Source organism: Kitasatospora sp. NPDC091335 (assembly GCF_044757205.1).
In the GTDB taxonomy this organism is placed as follows: domain Bacteria; phylum Actinomycetota; class Actinomycetes; order Streptomycetales; family Streptomycetaceae; genus Kitasatospora.
In genome coordinates this window covers 248,173-267,283 of the sequence record NZ_JBIVUM010000004.1, presented here as the reverse complement: position 1 = coordinate 267,283, position 19,111 = coordinate 248,173, and the positions used below count along the sequence as shown (strand labels likewise).

The 19,111-nt window shown below is 73.5% G+C and carries 16 protein-coding genes and 1 tRNA gene; 8 read left to right on the top strand and 9 right to left on the bottom strand.

Going from position 1 to position 19,111, the window contains the following annotated elements:
• Nucleotides 1-8 precede the first annotated feature (8 nt).
• The 3 genes from rsgA (at nt 9) to hisN (ending at nt 2,394) form a co-directional block, all read left to right on the top strand.
• The gene (gene rsgA, locus ACIQOW_RS12650) at nt 9-1,061 is read left to right on the top strand and encodes a ribosome small subunit-dependent GTPase A (RefSeq protein WP_401083387.1); all 1,053 of its coding nucleotides are present in this window, start codon (nt 9-11) and stop codon (nt 1,059-1,061) included.
• A gap of 108 nt (nt 1,062-1,169) precedes the next feature.
• Nucleotides 1,170-1,493 carry a multidrug efflux SMR transporter gene (locus ACIQOW_RS12645; protein ID WP_188295756.1) on the top strand — a complete coding sequence of 108 codons (324 nt, stop codon included), beginning with the start codon at nt 1,170-1,172 and terminating at the stop codon, nt 1,491-1,493.
• A gap of 103 nt (nt 1,494-1,596) precedes the next feature.
• Complete coding sequence (gene hisN / locus ACIQOW_RS12640) at nt 1,597-2,394, top strand: histidinol-phosphatase (RefSeq protein WP_401083384.1); 798 nt, start codon at nt 1,597-1,599, stop codon at nt 2,392-2,394.
• 67 nt (nt 2,395-2,461) lie between these two features.
• On the opposite strand, the gene ACIQOW_RS12635 is transcribed toward hisN, so the two are convergent.
• Entirely contained in the window at nt 2,462-3,937 is a 1,476-nt protein-coding gene (locus tag ACIQOW_RS12635) for a catalase (protein ID WP_401083382.1), read from the bottom strand.
• Between the two features lie 103 nt (nt 3,938-4,040).
• On the opposite strand from ACIQOW_RS12635, the gene ACIQOW_RS12630 reads away from it, so the two are divergent.
• Nucleotides 4,041-4,454: a Fur family transcriptional regulator gene (locus ACIQOW_RS12630; protein WP_188295753.1), complete on the top strand. Its 414-nt coding sequence runs from the start codon at nt 4,041-4,043 to the stop codon at nt 4,452-4,454.
• Between the two features lie 88 nt (nt 4,455-4,542).
• Here ACIQOW_RS12630 and ACIQOW_RS12625 read toward each other — a convergent pair whose 3' ends face one another.
• The 3 genes from ACIQOW_RS12625 to ACIQOW_RS12615 all read right to left on the bottom strand — a co-directional run bounded on the left by ACIQOW_RS12625 (nt 4,543) and on the right by ACIQOW_RS12615 (nt 9,982).
• Nucleotides 4,543-6,519: a tetratricopeptide repeat protein gene (locus ACIQOW_RS12625; RefSeq protein WP_401083380.1), complete on the bottom strand. Its 1,977-nt coding sequence runs from the start codon at nt 6,517-6,519 to the stop codon at nt 4,543-4,545.
• A gap of 367 nt (nt 6,520-6,886) precedes the next feature.
• Nucleotides 6,887-6,960 (bottom strand) — tRNA-Met (locus ACIQOW_RS12620).
• A gap of 64 nt (nt 6,961-7,024) precedes the next feature.
• Nucleotides 7,025-9,982 carry a UPF0182 family protein gene (locus ACIQOW_RS12615; protein WP_401083741.1) on the bottom strand — a complete coding sequence of 986 codons (2,958 nt, stop codon included), beginning with the start codon at nt 9,980-9,982 and terminating at the stop codon, nt 7,025-7,027.
• A 236-nt stretch (nt 9,983-10,218) separates the two neighbouring features.
• Here ACIQOW_RS12615 and ACIQOW_RS12610 point away from each other — a divergent pair, with 236 nt between their 5' ends.
• Nucleotides 10,219-10,791, top strand: coding sequence for a PPA1309 family protein (locus ACIQOW_RS12610; RefSeq protein ID WP_401083378.1), 573 nt, complete (start codon nt 10,219-10,221; stop codon nt 10,789-10,791).
• A gap of 86 nt (nt 10,792-10,877) precedes the next feature.
• On the opposite strand, the gene ACIQOW_RS12605 is transcribed toward ACIQOW_RS12610, so the two are convergent.
• From ACIQOW_RS12605 to ACIQOW_RS12590, 4 genes are all read right to left on the bottom strand, one after another.
• A complete protein-coding gene (locus tag ACIQOW_RS12605) occupies nt 10,878-11,993 on the bottom strand; it encodes a PDZ domain-containing protein (RefSeq protein WP_401083376.1) in 1,116 nt (371 codons plus the stop codon).
• A gap of 42 nt (nt 11,994-12,035) precedes the next feature.
• Complete coding sequence (locus ACIQOW_RS12600) at nt 12,036-12,209, bottom strand: hypothetical protein (RefSeq protein WP_223244787.1); 174 nt, start codon at nt 12,207-12,209, stop codon at nt 12,036-12,038.
• Between the two features lie 230 nt (nt 12,210-12,439).
• On the bottom strand, nt 12,440-12,880 hold the full coding sequence (locus ACIQOW_RS12595; protein ID WP_401083373.1) for a molybdenum cofactor biosynthesis protein MoaE: 441 nt from the start codon (nt 12,878-12,880) through the stop codon (nt 12,440-12,442).
• Nucleotides 12,881-12,983: 103 nt separating this feature from the next.
• Nucleotides 12,984-14,132 carry an NAD-dependent epimerase/dehydratase family protein gene (locus ACIQOW_RS12590; RefSeq protein WP_401083371.1) on the bottom strand — a complete coding sequence of 383 codons (1,149 nt, stop codon included), beginning with the start codon at nt 14,130-14,132 and terminating at the stop codon, nt 12,984-12,986.
• 199 nt (nt 14,133-14,331) lie between these two features.
• On the opposite strand from ACIQOW_RS12590, the gene ACIQOW_RS12585 reads away from it, so the two are divergent.
• Entirely contained in the window at nt 14,332-15,855 is a 1,524-nt protein-coding gene (locus ACIQOW_RS12585; RefSeq protein WP_401083370.1) for a zinc-dependent metalloprotease, read from the top strand.
• The gene (locus ACIQOW_RS12580) at nt 15,852-16,454 is read left to right on the top strand and encodes an NUDIX hydrolase (protein ID WP_401083368.1); all 603 of its coding nucleotides are present in this window, start codon (nt 15,852-15,854) and stop codon (nt 16,452-16,454) included. The genes ACIQOW_RS12585 and ACIQOW_RS12580 overlap by 4 nt, the downstream gene beginning before the upstream one ends.
• Nucleotides 16,455-16,559: 105 nt before the next feature.
• Here the strand turns inward: ACIQOW_RS12580 and ACIQOW_RS12575 are convergent, their stop codons facing one another.
• Nucleotides 16,560-17,297, bottom strand: coding sequence for a M48 family metallopeptidase (locus ACIQOW_RS12575; protein WP_401083366.1), 738 nt, complete (start codon nt 17,295-17,297; stop codon nt 16,560-16,562).
• Nucleotides 17,298-17,552: 255 nt separating this feature from the next.
• On the opposite strand from ACIQOW_RS12575, the gene ACIQOW_RS12570 reads away from it, so the two are divergent.
• Nucleotides 17,553-18,641 carry a TOMM precursor leader peptide-binding protein gene (locus ACIQOW_RS12570; protein ID WP_401083364.1) on the top strand — a complete coding sequence of 363 codons (1,089 nt, stop codon included), beginning with the start codon at nt 17,553-17,555 and terminating at the stop codon, nt 18,639-18,641.
• Nucleotides 18,642-19,111 lie beyond the last annotated feature (470 nt).

Below are 19,111 nucleotides of genomic sequence, written 5' to 3'. Positions count from 1 at the left end.
CTGAGCACATGCGCCGCTACGGCAAGGACGCCGACGAGGACGACATCCGCAACCGCCCCGCCCGCCGGGGCTCCCGGCCGCGGACCCGGATCAGGCCCAAACACGAGGACGCCGCCGAGGCGATGGTGCTGACCGTCGACCGCGGCCGGATCACCTGCCTGGTCGATCCGGGGACGAAGCAGGAGCACGAGGTCGTCGCCATGAAGGCCCGCGAGCTGGGCCGCAAGGGCGTCGTCGTCGGCGACGTGGTCAACCTGGTCGGCGACCTCTCCGGGGACGCCGACACCCTGGCCCGGATCGTCCGGGTCGAGGAGCGCGGTTCGGTGCTGCGACGCACCGCGGACGACGACGACCCGTACGAGCGGATCGTCGTCGCCAACGCCGACCAGCTGGCCATCGTCACCGCCCTGGCCGACCCCGAGCCACGCCCCCGGCTGATCGACCGCTGCCTGGTGGCCGCCTACGACGCGGGCATGGAACCGCTGCTGGTGCTCACCAAGTCCGACCTCGCCCCGGCCTCGATCCTGCTGGACTCCTACGCCTCGCTCGGCATCACGTACGTGGTCACCCGCCGCGACGAGCTGGAGACCACCGGCGCCGAGGCCGTCCGCGAGCACCTGCGCGGGCTGTCCACGGTGTTCATCGGCCACTCCGGCGTCGGCAAGACCACCCTGGTCAACGCGCTCGTCCCGGACCGCAGGCGGCAGACCGGGCACGTCAACGCGGTCACCGGCCGCGGCCGGCACACCACCGTCTCCGCCCTGGCGCTGCGGCTGCCCCCGCCGCCCGGCGCCAAGCCCGGCTCGAAGAAGGCGCTGGACCCCGGCTGGGTGATCGACACCCCCGGCTTCCGCTCCTTCGGCCTCTCCCACATCGACCCGTCCCGGGTCATCCTGGCCTTCCCCGACCTGGAGCCCGGCACCGTCGACTGCCCGCGCGCGTGCAGCCACGACGAGCCGGACTGCGCGCTGGACGCCTGGGTCGCCGAGGGCCACGCCGAGGCCGCCCGGCTCTACTCGCTGCGCCGGCTGCTGGCCAGCAAGGAGGGCGAGGTCGAGTAGGACGCGGAGCCGGTGGCCCGTTCGAGGTGTCGGAGCGGGCCCGCCTGGCGATCATAGGAAAGTCGGGCCGTTCACGTCCCGACCCTCGATCGACAGGGAGGGCACCCGATGGCATGGGCCCTGGTGGTCCTGGCCGGCCTGCTGGAGACCGGCTTCGCGATCAACCTCAAGCTCAGCGAGGGCTTCACCAAGCTCTGGCCCACCATCAGCTTCTGCGTGTTCGCCCTCGGCAGCTTCGGCCTGCTCACGCTCTCGCTGAAGACCCTGCCGGTCGGTCCCGCCTACGCGGTGTGGACGGGCATCGGCGCGGCCGGCACCGCGATCTACGGCATGGTCTTCCTGAACGAGACCAGTTCGGTGCTCAAGCTGGTCTCGATCTCCCTGGTGATCGCCGGTGTCATCGGCCTCCAGCTCAGCGGCACCGCGCACTGAACGGCCGCGCGCCCGCGCCCGCTCCGTCCGCCCCCCGGTCCGCTCCGTACCGCTCCGCGAGCCCGGCTGTGCCGATCGGGGGAGGCTCGCTAGGGTTTCGGACATGGCCGATTACCACGACGACCTCCGACTCGCCCACGTCCTCGCCGACTCGGCCGACTCGGTCACCCTGGAGCGCTTCCGCGCCCTCGACCTGAAGGTCGAGACCAAGCCCGACCTCACCCCGGTGAGCGACGCCGACAAGGCCGCCGAGGAGCTCGTGCGCGGCGTGCTCCAGCGCGCCCGCCCGCGGGACGCCGTCCTCGGCGAGGAGTTCGGCCTCCAGGGCTCGGGCCCGCGCCGCTGGGTGATCGATCCGATCGACGGCACCAAGAACTACATCCGCGGGGTCCCGGTCTGGGCCACCCTGATCGCCCTGCTGGAGGACGGCCCGGACGGCGTCGAGCGCCCGGTGGTCGGCATCGTCTCCGCCCCCGCGCTCCAGCGCCGCTGGTGGGCGGCCAAGGGCCTCGGCGCGTTCGGCGGCCGCAGCCTGACCAAGGCCTCCCGGCTGCACGTCTCCGGCGTCTCCCGGATCGAGGACGCGTCCTTCTCGTACTCCTCGCTCTCCGGCTGGGAGGAGCGCGGCCGCCTCGACCCGTTCCTGGACCTCACCCGGGCCTGCTGGCGCACCCGCGCCTACGGCGACTTCTGGTCCTACATGATGGTCGCCGAGGGCGCCGTCGACATCGCCGCCGAGCCCGAGCTGTCGCTGTGGGACATGGCGGCCAACTGCGTCATCGTGGAGGAGGCCGGCGGCCGCTTCACCGGCCTGGACGGCATCCCCGGCCCCGGCGGCGCCGACGCCGTCGCCTCCAACGGCCTGCTGCACGAGGAGGCCCTGCGCCGGCTGAGCGTCTGAGCGTGGTCGCGGCCCCCGCGACCGGTGGGAACCGGTCGCGGGGGCCGCCGTCCTGCCGGGCCCGGTGCTACTGCTTGCGCAGCTCCCGGACCGCCGCGTCCAGCCGCTGCCCGTAGTCGGCGTCGGCCTTGCGGAAGTTGTCGACCGCCCGCTCCACGATGTCCTCGCGGTCGGCCGAGACCTTGGCGATGAAGCCCGCCAGGTTGGCGATCAGGCGCTGCTTCTCCTCCTCGGAGAACAGCCGGTACAGGGTGCCCGCCTGCACGAAGTCGTCGTCCTCGGCGTGCGAGGGCGCCACGTGGTTGCCGGTGAGGCCGTCGACGGCGGTCGCGGCCCACAGCGGACGGCCGGTCTGCACCGGTCCGCCGAAGCTGTTCGGCTCGTAGTTCTTCTGCCGGCCGTGGCGGCCGTCGTACAGGTGGCCGTCCCGGCTGTTGGTGCGGGCCTCGGTGGCGTGCGGACGGTTCACCGGCAGGTGGTCGGCGTTGATGCCGACCCGGTAGCGGTGGGCGTCGGCGTAGGCGAACAGCCGGCCCTGGAGCATCTTGTCGGGGGACGGGCCGATGCCGGGCACGAAGTGCGCCGGGGAGAAGACCGACTGCTCGACCTCGGCGAAGACGTTGTCGGGGTTGCGGTTGAGCTCCAGCCGGCCGATCTCGATCGGCGGGTAGTCGGCGTGCGGCCAGACCTTGGTCAGGTCGAAGGGGTTGAAGCGGTACTGCGCCGCGTCGGCCGCCGGCATGATCTGGACCTGCACCGTCCAGCTGGGGAAGTCGCCCTGCTCGATCGAGCGGCGCAGGTCCCGCTGGTGGCTGTCCGGGTCCTCCCCGGCGAGGGTGTTGGCCTCGGCCTGGGTGAGGTTGCGGATGCCCTGGTCGGTCTTGAAGTGGTACTTGACCCAGAAGTGCTCGCCGGCCTCGTTCTGCCACTGGTAGGTGTGCGAGCCGTAGCCGTTCATGTGCCGGTACGAGGCCGGGATGCCGCGGTCGCCGAACAGCCAGGTCACCTGGTGGGTGGCCTCGGGCGACAGGCCCCAGAAGTCCCAGACGTTGTCCGCCTCCTGCGAGCCGCTGTACGGGTCGCGCTTCTGGGTGTGGATGAAGTCGGGGAACTTGACCGCGTCCTTGATGAAGAACACCGGGGTGTTGTTGCCGACGAGGTCGTAGTTGCCCTCCTCGGTGTAGAACTTCAGCGCGAAGCCGCGCGGGTCGCGCACCGCGTCGGCCGCGCCGAGGTTGCCCGCCACGGTGGAGAAGCGCAGGAAGACCTCGGTCTGCCCGCCGACCTCGGACAGGAACGCCGCCCTGGTCCACGGGGTCACGTCGGCGGTCACCGTGAAGGTGCCGTACGCGCCCGCGCCGCGGGCGTGCACCACGCGCTCCGGGATCCGCTCCCGGTTGAAGTGCGCGAGCTTCTCGAACAGCAGCTGGTCCTGGATGAGCGCCGGGCCACCGACGCCCGCCGTCTCGGTGTTCTGGTTGTCGGCGACGGGGGCACCCGCCTCCGTGGTCAGGGTGGGGCGCTGCTCGTCCTGGATCGTCATGGGAGTGCCTCCGCGGTGTCCGGTCGTGATGACACGATCCTAACTTGGACTTTGTCCAAGTCAACACTGGAACCAATCTCGGAGCCTGACCTATTCTGGATGCATGAGTGACCTGCTGGAGAGACTGCGCGCAAGAGGCTGGCGGCTGACCTCGCAGCGCCGGGTCGTGGCCGAGGCCCTGGACGGCGACCACGTCCACCTCACCGCGGACGAGGTGCACGCCCGCGCGGCGGCCCGGCTGCCGGAGATCAGCCGCGCCACCGTCTACAACGCGCTCGGCGAACTGGTCGCCCTCGGCGAGGTCCTGGAGGTCGCCACCGACGGCCGCGCCAAGCGCTACGACCCCAACGCGCACCGCGCCCACCAGCACCTGGTCTGCTCGGGCTGCGGCGCGATCCGCGACGTCCACCCGCACGGCGACCCGCTCGCCGCCCTGCCCGGCGCCGAGCGGCACGGCTTCGCCGTCACCGCCGCCGAGGTCACCTACCGCGGGCTGTGCCCGAACTGCCGCGGGTAGCCGACCGGTTGCCCGGCCAGGACGCGCCCTGCGTGCTCAGCACCGCACGCGGCGCGCCCTACCCGCTCAGCACCGCACGCGGCGCGCCCTACGCGCTCAGTTCCGCGCTCAGCGCGCCCAGCAGCCGTCCGGCCCGCTCCGCCACCTCGGCCGGCCCGTAGTCGATCGCCCGCCGGCACCAGTTCTCCGCCTGCGTCGGCTCCCCCCGGCGCAGCGCCAGCAGGGCCAGCCGCAGCGCCGCCCGGCCGTGCCCGGCGTCGGCGGCCCGGGTGTACCAGAGCATCGCCTCGGCCTCGCTGTCCTGCCGGGCCAGCAGCAGTCCCAGGTTGAACGCGGCGCTGCGGCTGCCCGCCTCGGCCGCCCGCCGGTACCAGCTCTCGGCGATCTCCAGCGCCCCGCGCTCGGCCGCCCGCACACCCATCCGCACCTGCGCGCGCCGGTGCCCGGCGTCCGCCGCCAGCGCGTACCAGTGCTCGGCCTCGGCGTCCGCGTCGCCGCGCCGGTCCAGCAGCGAGGCCAGCCGGAACGCGCCCTCCGCCGAGCCGCCGGCCGCCGCCTGCCGGTAACGCTCCAGCGCCCCGGCCAGGTTGCCGCGCTGCTCCTGGGCGACCGCGAGTTGCAGGGCCGCACCCCCGTGCCCCTCGGCGGCGGCGCGCGCGTACCACTCGTGGGCCTGCCGCTGCTCGCCGCGGCCGGCGTGCAGCACGCCGAGGTTGAACGCGCCGTCCACACTGCCGGCCTCGGCCGCCTTGGAGAACCAGGGCTGGGCGCCCGACTCGTCGCCGCGCTGCAGCAGCACCACGGCCAGCGCGTTGCAGGCCTCCCGGTGCCCGGCGTACGCGGCCCTGCGGTACCACTGCTCGGCCTGCTGCTCGCGGCCGGTGCCGGCGCAGAGCAGGCCGAGGTTGAAGGCGCCGTTCTGGTCCCCCGCGTCCAGCGCGGCGCGGTACCAGCGCTCGGCCGCGGCGGCCTCGCCCCGGCTCGCGTGCAGGGCGCCCAGCGCGTTGGCGGCGTTGCCGTCCCCGGCCTCGGCGGCCTCCCGCCACCACTCGGCGGCGGCGGCCGGGTCCCCGGAGTCGCGCAGCAGGAAGCCCAGCGCGCAGGCCGCGCGCGGCTCCCCGTTCTGCGCGGCCTGCCGGTACCAGCGGGCCGCCTCGTCCAGCAGGGACCGGTCGGTGCGGGCGCGCTCCTCCAGCAGCACGCCCAGGCGCAGCGCGGCGCGGGCGTGGCTGCGGGCGGCGGCGGTGCGGTACCAGGTCTCGGCGGTCTCCTTGTCCCCGGCGGCCTCGCGCATCCGGGCCAGCCGGTAGGAGGCCTCCCGGTGCCCGGCGTCGGCGGAGACCTTGAACCAGCGTTCGGCGCGCACGTCCCGCCGGTGCTCCATCAGGTCGCCCAGCGCGTAGGCGCCGAGCGGGTGGCCGTGGTCGGCGGCGAAGTGCAGCCAGTACTCGGCGGCCTCCTCCTCGCCCTGGTCCCGCAGTTGCAGCCCGAGCGCGTGCGCGGCCGGCGCGCTGCCGGCGACGGCGGCCTGGCGCCACCACTGGCCCGCCTCGGCCCGGTGGCCCTGCTGGTGCAGCAGCACGCCGAGGTTGTTGGCGGCGGCGCGCAGCCCGGCGGCCGCGGCGGCGCGCAGGTAGGGCTCGGCGTCCTCCAGCTCGCCGCGGCGCAGCAGCAGGGTGCCGAGCCGGCCGGCGGCGTCCGGGTCGCCGCTGTCGGCGGCCTGCCGGTGGCGGGCCTCCAGGGCGGCGGACTCCCGGGCGGCGAGGGCGGATTCGAAGCTGGTCGAGTCGAGGCCGGCCGGGTCGATCGCGGCGCCGGCGGCCGGCTGCCCGCCGGAGTCCTCCCCGTACGCGCCGACGGCGGCGGCGAACTGACGGGTCGGCACGTGGACCAGGCTGTCGGGCCCGTAGCCCGGGGCCGGGGGGCGCTCGGACAGTCCGCTGGTGCGCTGGGCGGGCAGGGCTCCGGGGCGGCTTCCGGGGGTCTCGGCGCTCTCCGCCCAGGCGTCGGTGTCCGCCTCGACGGCCGCCGCGGACCTGGCGCCTGACTTGCCGATCAGCCTCATGCCGACTCCCGCTCCCCCAGAGTGTCGCGGCATCGTGCCCCGGCGCGCGGCCGGGGGGACTCCCAGGAGAGGCGCCGGATCCGACGGCCGGTCAGCAGCCGTGCACCGTCCCCCATGTGTCCCATCGTCGCATCACCCAGTACCCGCGTACACCTGCCCCGGCCGAATTCCGGCGGGGCCGACCCGAAGCCGACGGAATTGCTTCGGCGCTTTGTCGATTTCCCGACACTTCAGCCCCACAAACCCCGCTGCCGTCGTCCTTGGCGACGGTCGATAGTACCGGAGCGGTTCCCGCCGCTTCCGGGTGAGAACGGTGACGGAAACACCAGAGGCCCGGAGGAATGATCCTCCGGGCCTCTGGCCTTTGTAGCGGGGACAGGATTTGAACCTGCGACCTCTGGGTTATGAGCCCAGCGAGCTACCGAGCTGCTCCACCCCGCGCCGTTGGACAAACCATAGCACGGGCGCGGGGTGGAACGGAAAACGGTTACCGCAGCTCAGCGGGCTACGGCTGCGGCGCGGGTGATCCGCCGCCGGTGGCGCCCGGGGCGGGAGTGCCGCCGGGGGCGGGCGCCGGGCTGCCGCCGCGGGCCGCCTCGGCGGCCTTCAGGGCGTCGCCGAGCGCCTTCTGGGCGGTGCCGTAGGCCACCCAGTCACCGTTCTTGAACGCGGTCTGGCTGTCTCCGTACGCCTTCTCCGCGTCCGAGAGCGCCTTCTGGAGCTCCGGCGAGATCGTCCCGCCCGGCGCCGGCGTGGTGGGCGTCGTCGGTGTGGTCGGGCTGGTGGGCGTCGTCGGCGCGGACGGCGCGGTCGGGGTGGTCGACGGGGGCGCCCCGCCGAACACCTTCTTCAGCGCGGCCTCCAGGGTGTCCTCGAACGCCACGTTGTCGTCCCCGTACACCGCCAGGACCTTCTGCATCGTCGGGTACTTGGCGCCACGTCCCCGCACGTACACCGGCTCGATGTTGAGCAGTCCGCCGCCGACCGGCAGGGTCAGCAGGTTGCCGTACTCCAGCTCGGCGTCGCCACCGCTCTTCAGCGCGAAGATCTGGTTGGCCACCTCCTGGCGGGAGTTGAACTTCGACTGCACCAGGCCGGGGCCGGGGGCGCCGCTCTCGCCGGTCATCTTCAGGATGCGGATCTTCCCGTAGTCGTCCCCCGGGTCCGCGTTGACGGCCATGAACGCCGCCAGGTTGGGCCGCTGGTTCGGCACGAAGGTGCTGGTGAGCGAGAAGCTCGCGGTGTTGGTGTCCGGCATCCGCACCGTCACGTAGTACGGCGGCTGGACCTGCCTGGTGTCGCTGCTCGGGTCCACCGGGACCTGCCAGATGTCACTGCCGTTGAAGAAGGAGTTGGCGTCGGTGACGTGGTACTGGCCGAGCAGGTCGCGCTGCACCTTGAACATGTCCTGCGGGTAGCGCAGGTGCGGCAGCAGCGTCTGCGGGATGTCCGCCTTCGCCTCCACGGTGCCGGGGAAGGCCTTCATCCAGGTCTTCAGCACCGGGTCCTTCTCGTCCCACTGGTAGAGCTTCACCTCGCCGGTGTAGGCGTCCACCGTGGCCTTGACCGAGTTGCGGATGTAGTTGACCTGGTTGGCGGCGGTCAGCAGCTCACCGCGCTGGTTGGTCAGCGAGTCCTTGGTGGCGGCGCCCAGCGTCGTCTTCGAGGCGAACGGGAAGCCGTCCGAGGTGGTGTAGCCGTCCAGCACCCAGAGCACCCGGCCGTCCTGCACCACCGGGTACGGGTCGGCGTCGATCGACAGCCACGGCGCGACCTTCTCCACCCGCTCCTTCGGCGTCCGGTTGTAGATCACCTTGGCGCCGTCGGTGATCGCCCCCGCGTAGAGGATCTGCGGCTCGGCGAAGCGCACCGCGTACGCGGCCCGGGTCAGCGGGTTGTCCAGCGAGACACCGCTGTTGCCCTCGTACGTGGTCTCGGCGTTCTGGCCGGTCTTGGGATCGGTGTAGTCGATCTCCTTGTTGGAGCCGCCCACGATCGAGTACGTGGTGGTCTTCTCGCCGTAGTAGATCCGCTGCTGGTAGTCGCCCAGCGTGCCGGTGGCCGGCAGGCCCGACTCGGTGAAGACCGGCTGGCCCTTGTCGTCGACCTGGTTGCCCTTGGCGACCACCGCGCCGTAGCCGTGGGTGTACTTGAAGTGGTCGTTGATCCAGTTGCGCTGCACGCCGTTGAGGTCCAGCTCGCGCAGGCCGATCACGCTGTCCTGCTTGTCCTGCCCGGTGCCGTAGCGGTCCACGTCCAGCGTGTTCGGGAAGGCGTAGTAGTTGCGCTGCTGCTCCAGCGACTGGAACGCCGGCGAGACGACGTTCGGGTCCAGCAGCCGGATGTCCGAGATGGTCTGCGCGTCGGGCTTGAGCGCCTCGGAGTTGGTGGTGCCCTGCGGGGAGTACGGGGTGGTCTGCGCGTCCGCGATCCCGTACGCCTGGCGGGTGGCGTCGATGTTCTTCTGGATGTACGGCGTCTCCTTGGCCTGCTCGTTCGGCTTGACCTGGAACTGCTGCACGATCGCCGGGTACAGCCCGCCGATCAGCACCGCCGACAGCACCATCAGCCCCAGGCCGATCAGGGCCGGCGCCCAGGTGCGGCGGATCGGGGTCAGGAAGAACAGCACCGCGCAGATGATCGCGACGAAGAACAGGATGGTCTTGGCCGGCAGGAACGCGTTGGCGTCCACGTAGCGCAGCCCGGTCCAGCCGGAGACGCCCTTGTAGGAGCCGGTCTTCACGGCCAGCGCGTACCGGTCCAGCCAGTACGCGACGGCCTTCAGCAGCACGAACACGCCCAGCAGCACCGCCAGGTGCCCCTGCGCGCCCGCGCTCGCCCGGCGGCCCGGGCCCTGGAGCCGCAGCCCGCCGTACAGGTAGTGCACCAGCGCGGAGGTCAGCAGCGAGACGATCACCGCGCTGAACGCGAAGCCCAGCACGAACTCGTAGAACGGCAGGTCGAAGGCGTAGAACGAGACGTCCATGCCGAACTGGGCGTCCTTCTCACCGAAGGAGGTCGAGTTCGTCCACATCAGCCAGGTCCGCCACTGCCCGGACGCCGCGGCACCGGCCACCAGGCCGATCACCAGCGAAACGCCGATCAGCGCCCAGCGCTTGAACGGCGCCAGGCCGGACCGGTAGCGGTCCAGGCTCTGCTGCTCCACCGACATCGCCGACAGCGGCGGCCGCAGCCGGTGCGCCAGCCAGATGTTGAAGCCGACGATCACCGCCATCAGCAGGCCGAACACGGCGAACAGGCCGGTCTTCGTCCACAGCTGGGTGGTGAACACCGAGGAGAAGTGGACCGACCTGAACCACAGCCAGTCCGTCCAGAACCCCGCGAACATGACGAACAGCAGGAAGAGCACCGCGAGCACGCCCAGGGTCAGCAGGGCCACCCGCGCCCGCCGGGAGGGCGGGCCTACCCTTCGCCGGAAACCCGGCCCTGAGCGTTCGGGCATCTGGAAGACCACGGTGGCACCTCGGCTGTGTCGTCTGGATTCGTTCGGTCGTCAGAGCAACTTAACCAGGCTTTGGCCGAGTTCCCACCGTTAGCAGACGGTTACGACTTCCGCCCGCCGCCGGCCGTCCGCACCGGGCCCTCCCCGGGCCCTCCCGGCCCGTCCCGGGGCCGCCCGGGGCCGTCCCGCCGCACCACCCGGCGAGCGTGTCCCGCCCGGCGTGTGAGGATTGAGACATGTCCGACGCGTCTGATCTGAACAACTCCCCCGACGACGTCTCCAAGCTCCCGGCCGCCACCCCGCTGACCCGGGCCGCGCTGGAGATCGACGAGTACGCCTCCACCCTCGGCTGGGACCTCCCTGCCCGGCTGTTCGCCCTGGTGGACAGCGCCGCCCTGCGCAAGGCCAACCCGAAGATCGCCAAGCAGCTCGGCCTCGCCGACGGCGACGAGGCCGGCCTCACCCCGATCGAACAGGACGAGCTGCCGGCCGGCATGGAGCTCGACAAGTTCCTCGGCACCATCGCCTGGCCCGACTCCGTGGCCGGCTGCGCCCTGGTCGTCGAGCGCCTGATGCTGCCGCCGGGCGCCGAGCAGTCCCGTCCGCGGGGCGCCAACGACACCCAGCTCGCCGAGTGGGTGGCCAACCACCCCAAGCGCGAGGAGGTGCGGATCACCGCCGCGGTGCTGCGCGACGGCAAGAAGGAGATCGCCCTGCGGCTGCGGTCCAAGGACGTCGCCCGCGAGGTGCTGACCGGCCCCGACCTGGTGCCCGGCCTGACCGAGGCACTGCTGGCGACCTTCGCCTGACGCCTTTCCCGACCGGTTTCCCCGACCGGCCTCCCCGGCGGTGGCTCGGTGGCTGCGAGGCGGCCGCGAGGCCGCTGTCCGGCCGGCTACGAGGCGGCGCAGGACGGCAGCGCGGAGGTCTGCCCGGAGCGGACCTGCTCCAGCGACTTCAGCGCGCCGTCCAGCGTGTCCGCCTTGATCAGGGTCAGCCCGGACGGGGTGTTCTTGGTGGCCTCGGCGCAGTTCGAGGACGGGGTGAAGAAGTACTCGGCCCCGGCGTCCCTGGCGGCGATCAGCTTCATCGAGATGCCGCCGATCGGGCCGACCTTGCCGTCGTCGTCGATGGTCCCGGTGCCGGCGACGAACTTCCCGCCGGTGAGGTCGCCGCCCGGGGTCAGCTTGTCGATGATGCCGAGCGAGAACATCAGGCCGGCGCTCGGGCCGCCGACGTCCTGGAGGCCGATGTCGATCTGGAACGGGTAGGTGTGCCTGAGTCCGGTGCCGATGCCCACCACGGCGAGTTCGGCCCGCTCGGCCGGGGCCTTCGGGTCGAGGTCCTTGGCCCGTACGGTCGGGACGGTGACGTCGGTCTTCCCGCCCGGGGCCGCGGCGGTGCCGCCGGCGGCGTCCTTGACCCGCGGCACGACGGTGAAGACCACGGACTCGCCCGGCTTGTGCTTGGTGACGGCGGCCACCACCTGGTCGACCCCGCCGACCGGTGTGCCGTCCACGGCCACGATCTGGTCGCCCGCGTGCAGCTTGCCCTCGGCCGGCGCACCCGCGGTGACCGACTTCACGATCAGCTCGCTGCCGACCGGGATGCCCAGCTGCTTGAGCGCCGCGGTGCGGGCGCTGTCCTCGGAGGAGGCGAACTCCTCGGCGTTCTGCTTCTTGGCGTCCGCGTCCGACTGCCCCTTCGGGTAGACGTTGTCGTGCGGCACCACCAGCACGTCGTCCCGCAGCCAGCCGACCACCGCGTTGACCAGGCTGGGCTCGTACTTGGCCCCGGTGACCTGGACGGTGGTCATGTTGAGGTGCCCGTCCGTCGGGTACGACTCGTGCCCGCTGATGCTGATCACCGGCTTGCCGCCCTGGTTCCCCAGCGTGTTGTACGTCGGCCCCGGGCTCATCTCCGTGTACGGCACCTTCATCAGCACCGAGACGCAGAGCAGTGCTATGAGCAGCAGGGTGGCAGCGAGCATCGTCGCGGAGCGGCGTGGCATGCCTCGACAGTACGGGACGGGGCTGACCCGGTGCCCGCCGGGCTACCTGCCGGAACGCTCACCGGGGGCGGCCGCTCCCGCGGTGGTGCGCTCCATGGCGTCCATGAAGCGCCGGTGCTCGGCGAGTGAGGCCGGGTCGCCGGTCGCCCGCGGGGCCCGCTGGGCCCACCCCGCCCAGAGGGCGGCGACCAGGACGGCGACAATCGGAATGATCAACCAGGCGAGCACACCCATACCAGCACTCCCAGCTCGTCGTGTCTATGAGCAGATTAACCACTCCGGCGGACAACGCGGCCGGCGCCGTCCGGGTTACGGGACGGCCGATCGGCTCACTTCCAGGGAGTATCCGGGGCGCCGTCGCAGACCCGTTCGTGTGAGGCCCCGGCGCGCCTGACCCGACGGACGCACGAGGTGTGCCGATCGGTTCCGCGGCACCGCGGCCGGTCTCAGCAGCCGCCCGCGCCGATCCACTCCTCCTCGCCGTCGGCGAAGACCTGGTGCTTCCAGATCGGCACCTCGTGCTTGAGGTCGTCGATCAGCCGGCGGGCGGCCGCGAAGGCCTCGCCGCGGTGGGCGCAGGAGACGGCGACGATCACGGCCTTGTCGGTGATCTCCAGCCGGCCCACCCGGTGGACCGCGGCGAGCGCCCGGACCGGGAAGTCCGCGGCCACCTTCTCGGCGATCCGGCGCATCTCCCGCTCGGCGGTGGGGTGGCAGCTGTACTCCAGCGCGGAGACCGACCTGCCGCCGTCGTGGTCCCGGACCGTCCCGACGAACACGGTGGTGCCGCCGGCCGCGTCGTCGCCGACCGCCTCGTACACCTCGTCCAGCGAGAGCGGGGTGTCACGGATGGCGAGCAGCCGGATGGGGTCGTGGTTCTCGGACATGCCCCCATGATTCCCCATCCGGGACGGCCCGGGGCAAGCCCTTTCCACGCCGCGACACGCGGATTTCACCTCGCGGGAAGTGCCGTCCGCGGCCCCCGGCCGGTCAGAACCTGCGCCGCTTGCGGGCCCGGCGCACCAGCGCCGCGGTACCGACCAGCGCCACCGTCGCCCCGGCCGCCCCCAGGCTGGTCGCCGCCTCCTTGCCGCCCAGCCGGCGCCCGGCCACCGCGTGCTTGCCGGACACCTGGGCCAGCAGCTCGGCCAGCACCTGCTCGTTGGTGTGCGCCGGGCGCCAGCCCGCCTCGTGCAGCCTGCTGCCGGACACCACCCACGGGTACATCGTGTACGCCAGGTCCCCGGCCGGGGCCGGGGTCAGGCCCAGCCGGTGCAGCCGCGCCGCCGTCCCGAGCGCCAGCGAGGCCGGCAGCTCCATCCGCCGGATCCCGGACAGCCGCTCCACGTCCTCCTGCTCCAGCCAGCCGTCGCAGCCGACCGTCACCTCGCCCTCGACCAGGCCCAGCACCGCGTACTCCAGCGCCGCCGCCAGGTCGTCCGCGTGGCAGAACTGCCAGCACGGCCGGGATCCGGCCACCACCAGCAGCCGGGGCGCCTCGAAGTGCCTGGTCAGCACGGTGTCCACGCCGGGGCCCACCACCACGGCCGGCCGCAGCACCGTGACCTGGAGGCCCGGGTGGGCGCGCGGCGCCCGGCGGGCCAGCCGCTCGATCTCCAGCAGGTCCCCGACCAGTGACGCCTCCTCGGTGGCCCGCAGCTCGGAGTCCTCGGCCAGCGGCACCTCGTTGTCGGCCAGCGCGCCGTAGACCATCGCGGAGGTGCACAGCACCACCCGGTGCACCCCGGCGGCCGCGGCCGCGGTCAGCACCGTCTGGGCGCCGCGCACGTTGTAGGCGCTGCGGGCCCGCGCGTCGGACTCCATCCCGAAGTCCATCGCCAGGTGCACCACCACGTCCACCCCGGAGAGCCGTTCGGCCACCGCGGGGTCGCGAACGTCGAGGACCCGCCACTGCACGCCGGGGACGTCGCCGCGGCGGTCGTCCACCGCGAGGACCTTCCGGACGTGCGGCGAGGCCACCAGCCGGGCGGCGACCCGCTCGCCCAGCACGCCCGCGGCGCCGGTCACGGCCACGGTCAGCGGCCGTCCGCCGTAGGCTGGAGGCGGCGACGCCGTGGTGTCCGACGCGTCCTCTCCTCCGGTCAGCCCAGAGCGAACGTCCGAGGGCGGGGAACTCACCGGCCATCCTCCACGGTTAGCTTTATGTGCGTACGGACGTGTGTCACGTACGTCCATCCTGCCCGAGGCGAAGGCCCGGCGGTGCACCCGGCGCGGGCCTGCCGCGCGGGAGCCGCCCCCGAGTCCCCCACTCCGCCGCCGCCCCGGGCGCAGATTTCACCGCCACACCCGTATGACGGCCGACCGGATCGAGGACCCCGTGAGCGACCTTCCCTTCGGATTCGGCGTTCCGCCCGAGGAGCCCGAGGACGGCAAGGGCAAGCCCGACGACGCGCAGAAGAAGAAGGACCAGGACCCGGCGGACAGCGGTCAGCCGCCGTTCGGCTTCGGGAGCGGCAACCCCTTCGGCGCGATCTTCGGCATGCCCGGCGCCCCGGGCGGCCCCGGCGGCGCCGGTGCCGACAACCCCTTCGCCGCGATGTTCGGCGGCATGAACCCCGGCGACCTCGGCGCCGCCTTCCAGCAGCTCGGCCAGATGCTCTCGTTCGAGGGCGGCCCGGTGAACTGGGACCTCGCCAAGAACATCGCCCGCCAGACCGTGGTCGCCGAGCCCGCCGAGGGCAAGAGCAAGGACCGCTCGGTCAGCGCCGCCGAGCGCTCCGCCGTCGCCGAGGCCGTCCGCCTGGCCGACCTGTGGCTCGACGGCGCCACCGAGTTCCCCTCCGGCGCCGGCACCGCCGTCGCCTGGAGCCGCGCCGAGTGGGTCGAGGCCACCCTCCCGGTCTGGAAGGACCTGGTGGACCCGGTCGCCGAGCGGGTCGGCAACGCCATGGGCGGCGTCCTGCCCGAGGAGATGCAGGCCATGGCCGGCCCGCTGATGGGCATGATGCGCTCGATGGGCGGCGCCATGTTCGGCACCCAGATCGGCCAGGCGCTCGGCGCCCTCGCCGGCGAGGTGGTCGGCTCCGCCGACGTCGGCCTGCCGCTCGCCCCGGCCGGCAAGGCCGCGCTGCTGCCGCAGAACGTCGCCGAGTTCGGCGAGGGCCTGAGCGTGCCCGCCGACGAGGTCCGCCTCTACCTCGCCCTGCGCGAGGCCGCCCACCAGCGCCTCTTCGCCCACGTGCCGTGGCTGCGGGCCCACCTGCTGGGCGCCGTCGAGGCCTACGCGCGCGGCATCAAGGTCGACACCTCCCGGATGGAGGAGCTGGTCGGCCAGCTCGACCCGAGCAACCCGGAGGCGCTCCAGGACGCGCTGGCCGGCGGTCTGCTCCAGCCCGAGGACACCCCCGAGCAGAAGGCCGCGCTGGCCCGCCTGGAGACCGCCCTCGCGCTGGTCGAGGGCTGGGTCGACGCCGTCGTGCACGCCGCCGCCGAGCCGCACCTGCCGCAGGCCGGTGCGCTGCGCGAGACCGTCCGCCGCCGCCGCGCGGCCGGCGGGCCCGCCGAGCAGACCTTCGCCACCCTGGTCGGCCTGGAACTGCGCCCGCGACGGCTGCGCGACGCCTCCCGGCTCTGGGCGCTGCTCGCCGACGCCCGCGGCGTCGAGGGCCGCGACGCGCTCTGGGAGCACCCGGACATGCTGCCCACCGCCGCCGGCCTGGACGACCCGGACGCCTTCGTGCACCGGGACTCCGCCGACGGCCTGGAGGGCGGCATCGACTTCGACGCGTTCGACAAGCTGCTCGGCGATGCCGCGGCCGGCAAGCCCGACCTCACCGAGCAGGGCGAGCAGCCGAAGGACGACGAGGACGGCACCGACGGAAAGGGCGGGCCGACCGCATGACGACCACCGGGGCTCCCGCGACCGGGGCTCCCGCGACCGGCCTGCACGCGGACGCCGTCCGCACGCTGACCGGGTGGCGGCCCGCCGACCAGGACCAGGAGCAGCTGCGGCTCGACTACCTGGAGCACCTCGCCACCCGGCCCGACGGCCTCTTCCGCTCCTGCCTGCCCGCGCACATCACCGCGAGCGCGGCGGTCGTGGACCCGGCGGCCGGGCGGGTGCTGCTCACCCTGCACCCCAAGGTCGGCATGTGGCTCCAGATGGGCGGGCACTGCGAGCCCGGTGACCGCGACCTCGCCTCGGCCGCACTGCGTGAGGCCGTCGAGGAGTCCGGCATCCCCGACCTGGTGCTGCTGGAGGCCGGCGGCGCCCCGGTGCCGGCCAAGCTGGACCGGCACCTGGTCCGCTGCACCGGCAAGGACCGGCCGGAGAACACCCACCTGGACGTCCAGTACATCGCGCTGGCCCCGGCCGGCGCGCAGGCGATGATCAGCGAGGAGTCGCTGGACCTGCGCTGGTTCGACTACGACCGGCTGCCCGAGCTCACCGACCACTCGGTGCGCGACCTGGTGGCCAGGGCGCGGCAGCTGACCGGCTGAGGTGCGACGACGGAAGGGGGCGCGGACCTGTCGGTCCACGCCCCCTTCCGTCGTTCCTCCGGTCGGTCCCGGCCCGTGGCGCCCGGCCCGGGCACCTGCCCCGCCTCAGCCGCAGGAGGCGGCCGGGTCGGGCCCGGCCGGCCCCGCAGGGGCGTGCCGGGCGCCGGGGATGTGCGGCAGCCGGGCGGCGGACACCACACCCTCCAGGTAGCCGCGGGCCCGCTCGGTTCGGGGGTAGGCCTCCAGCAGGGCCCAGAACGCCGGGCCGTGGTCCGGCACCAGCAGGTGCGCCAGCTCGTGCAGCAGCACGTAGTCCAGCACGTACTCGGGCATGCCCTGGAGGCGGTGGGAGAGGCGGATCGTCCCCTCGCTGGGGGTGCAGGAGCCCCAGCGCGAATTCTGGTTGGTGACCCAGCGGACCTGACTGGGCCGGGCCCGGTCGTCCAGGAAGGCGGCCGACAGCTCGCGGGCCCGGGCCATCAGGGCCTCGTCCCCGGGGATCCGCCGGGACTCCTGGGCGGCGAGCTTCTCCAGCATCTGCGCGACCCAGCGCTGCTCCTCCGCGTGCGACATCCGGGCCGGGATCAGCACGACGGTGCGGTCGCCCTCGCGGTAGGCGGAGACGGTACGGCTGCGGCGGGCGCTGCGGCGCACCTCGACCCGGCTGCGGTCGTGCGGCTCGGGGGGAACGGCGCCGGTGGGCGGCGCCTGCGGTGACGCCGGCCCCGGCTGCTGCCGCTGGTCCGGGCGCCCGCGCGTGTTCGGCGTCGCGACCTGCGACCCGGACGCCGCACGGGCACGCCGACGCGACGCCGGTGGATGGAAGTCCCGCTCGGCTGCCATGGCACACGACGTTACCCGGTACCACGGACAGAAGTCCGCTGCCATGGCCGGAATCTTTCATGGAGTGATCGGGAACGAAAAGTCGACAGCGGGTGTCCGGAAACCGACGCCGGAGAGGATGGCCAGTTATCCACAGGGTGCGCGAACAGATCGGGTGATCATGTGCACAGTCCTGTGGATAACATTCCGCACGACATCGGCGCGATGGGGCAAGCTGCGGTCAGCCGTCCGGAAACGATCGGAAGGGAGATCGTCGTGCACCTCGCCCTCAAGCCCGCCCTGTCCCGCAGCTGGCGGGACTCGGAGACCTTGCAGTTCGGCACCGTCACCCGGTTCGCCGGGGTCCTCGGCAACGCCGACAAGACCCTCTGCGACTTCCTCGCGCTGCTCGACGGGACGCGCGACCGACCGGAGCTCCTGAGCGAGGGCGAACGCATCGGGCTCGGCCGCGAACCGGCCGACGCCCTGCTCGCCGACCTGGAGGAGACCGGTCTGCTGGACGACGCGGCCGCGGCCACCCGGGCCCTGGCCCGCTTCCCCGATCCGCACCGGGCCCTGCTCGGCCCCGACCTCGCCTCGCTCTCCCTGGTCCACTCCGGCCCCGGCGCCGCACCGGCGATCCTGGGCCGCCGGGCCGACGCGCGGATCGAGGTACGCGGCGCGGGCCGGGTCGGCGCCGCGGTGGCGGCGGTGCTCGCCGCCGGCGGCACGGGCACGGTCACCGTCACGGACAGCGGCCGGGTGAAGCCCGACGACTGCTCGCCCGCGGGGCTGCCGCCCGAGGACATCGGGCGGCTGCGCTCGACCTGTGCCCGCGAGGTGGTGCAGCGGGCCACCGGCCGGAAGCCGGCACCGCTGCCACGGGGGAAGCCCGGCGACCCGCCACCGGACTTCGTGGTCCTCGCACCGCGGGACGGCAGCGCCGCCTTCGCGGGCGGGACGTACGAGGCCCGGCTGCTGCTCCGGGCCGGAGTGCCGCACCTGTACGTGGGCGTGGTCGAGGAGTTCGGCGTCGTCGGACCGCTGGTGATCCCGGGAATGTCGGCGTGCGGGCACTGCCTGGTGCTGCGGCGGGAGGACGAGGACGCGGCCTGGCCGCGGGTCCTCGCCCAGCTGGCCGACGGCGGCCCCGGCCGGGCCAGGACACCGGCCTGCGACACGGCCCTGGCGACGGCCGTCGCCGGCCTGGCGGCCCTGCACGCGCAGGTCTACCTGGACGGGGGCCGGCCGCCGAGCGTGGACGGGTGGTGCGAGGTGTCGGCGAGCGACGGGATGCTCCGGCGGCTGCGGCTCCGCGGGCATCCGGACTGCGGGTGCCTGTGGCAGCCGTTGCCGCCGGCGTGAGGAGGTGAGGACGGACGACGGAGGAGGGAGGACGACGGTTCCGTCCCCGGGCTGGGGTCCGGCGGCTGCGAGGCTCGGCAGCCGCCGTACCCGGCCCCGGGACGGCACATGACCCGGGCGGACGCCTGGCCGTGCGAGCCCACGGTCGGGTGAGCCACCGGCCGTGCGAGCCGACGGCCGGCGGCGGCCGGAGCCCGCTTGATCGCCCGCGCCCTGCCCTGGGCGGGGCGCGGGCCGGGTGAGAGGTGGGTGCGGGCGGAGGGTGCGGCGGGTGGTGGGCGGGCGGGGTGGGGGGGGTGGGGGGGAGGGGGCCCCGAAGAAGCGAGCAACATCACACCCCGGCGTAGGAAGTCGACGCCGCCGACTTCCTACGCCGAACCACCGAAGGCCCCCACCGGCTCCACCGGACCAAGCCCCCCAACTCCCCGCAAAGGGACGGCACTCCCGGCCCCGCCCCGCGGAATTCCGCG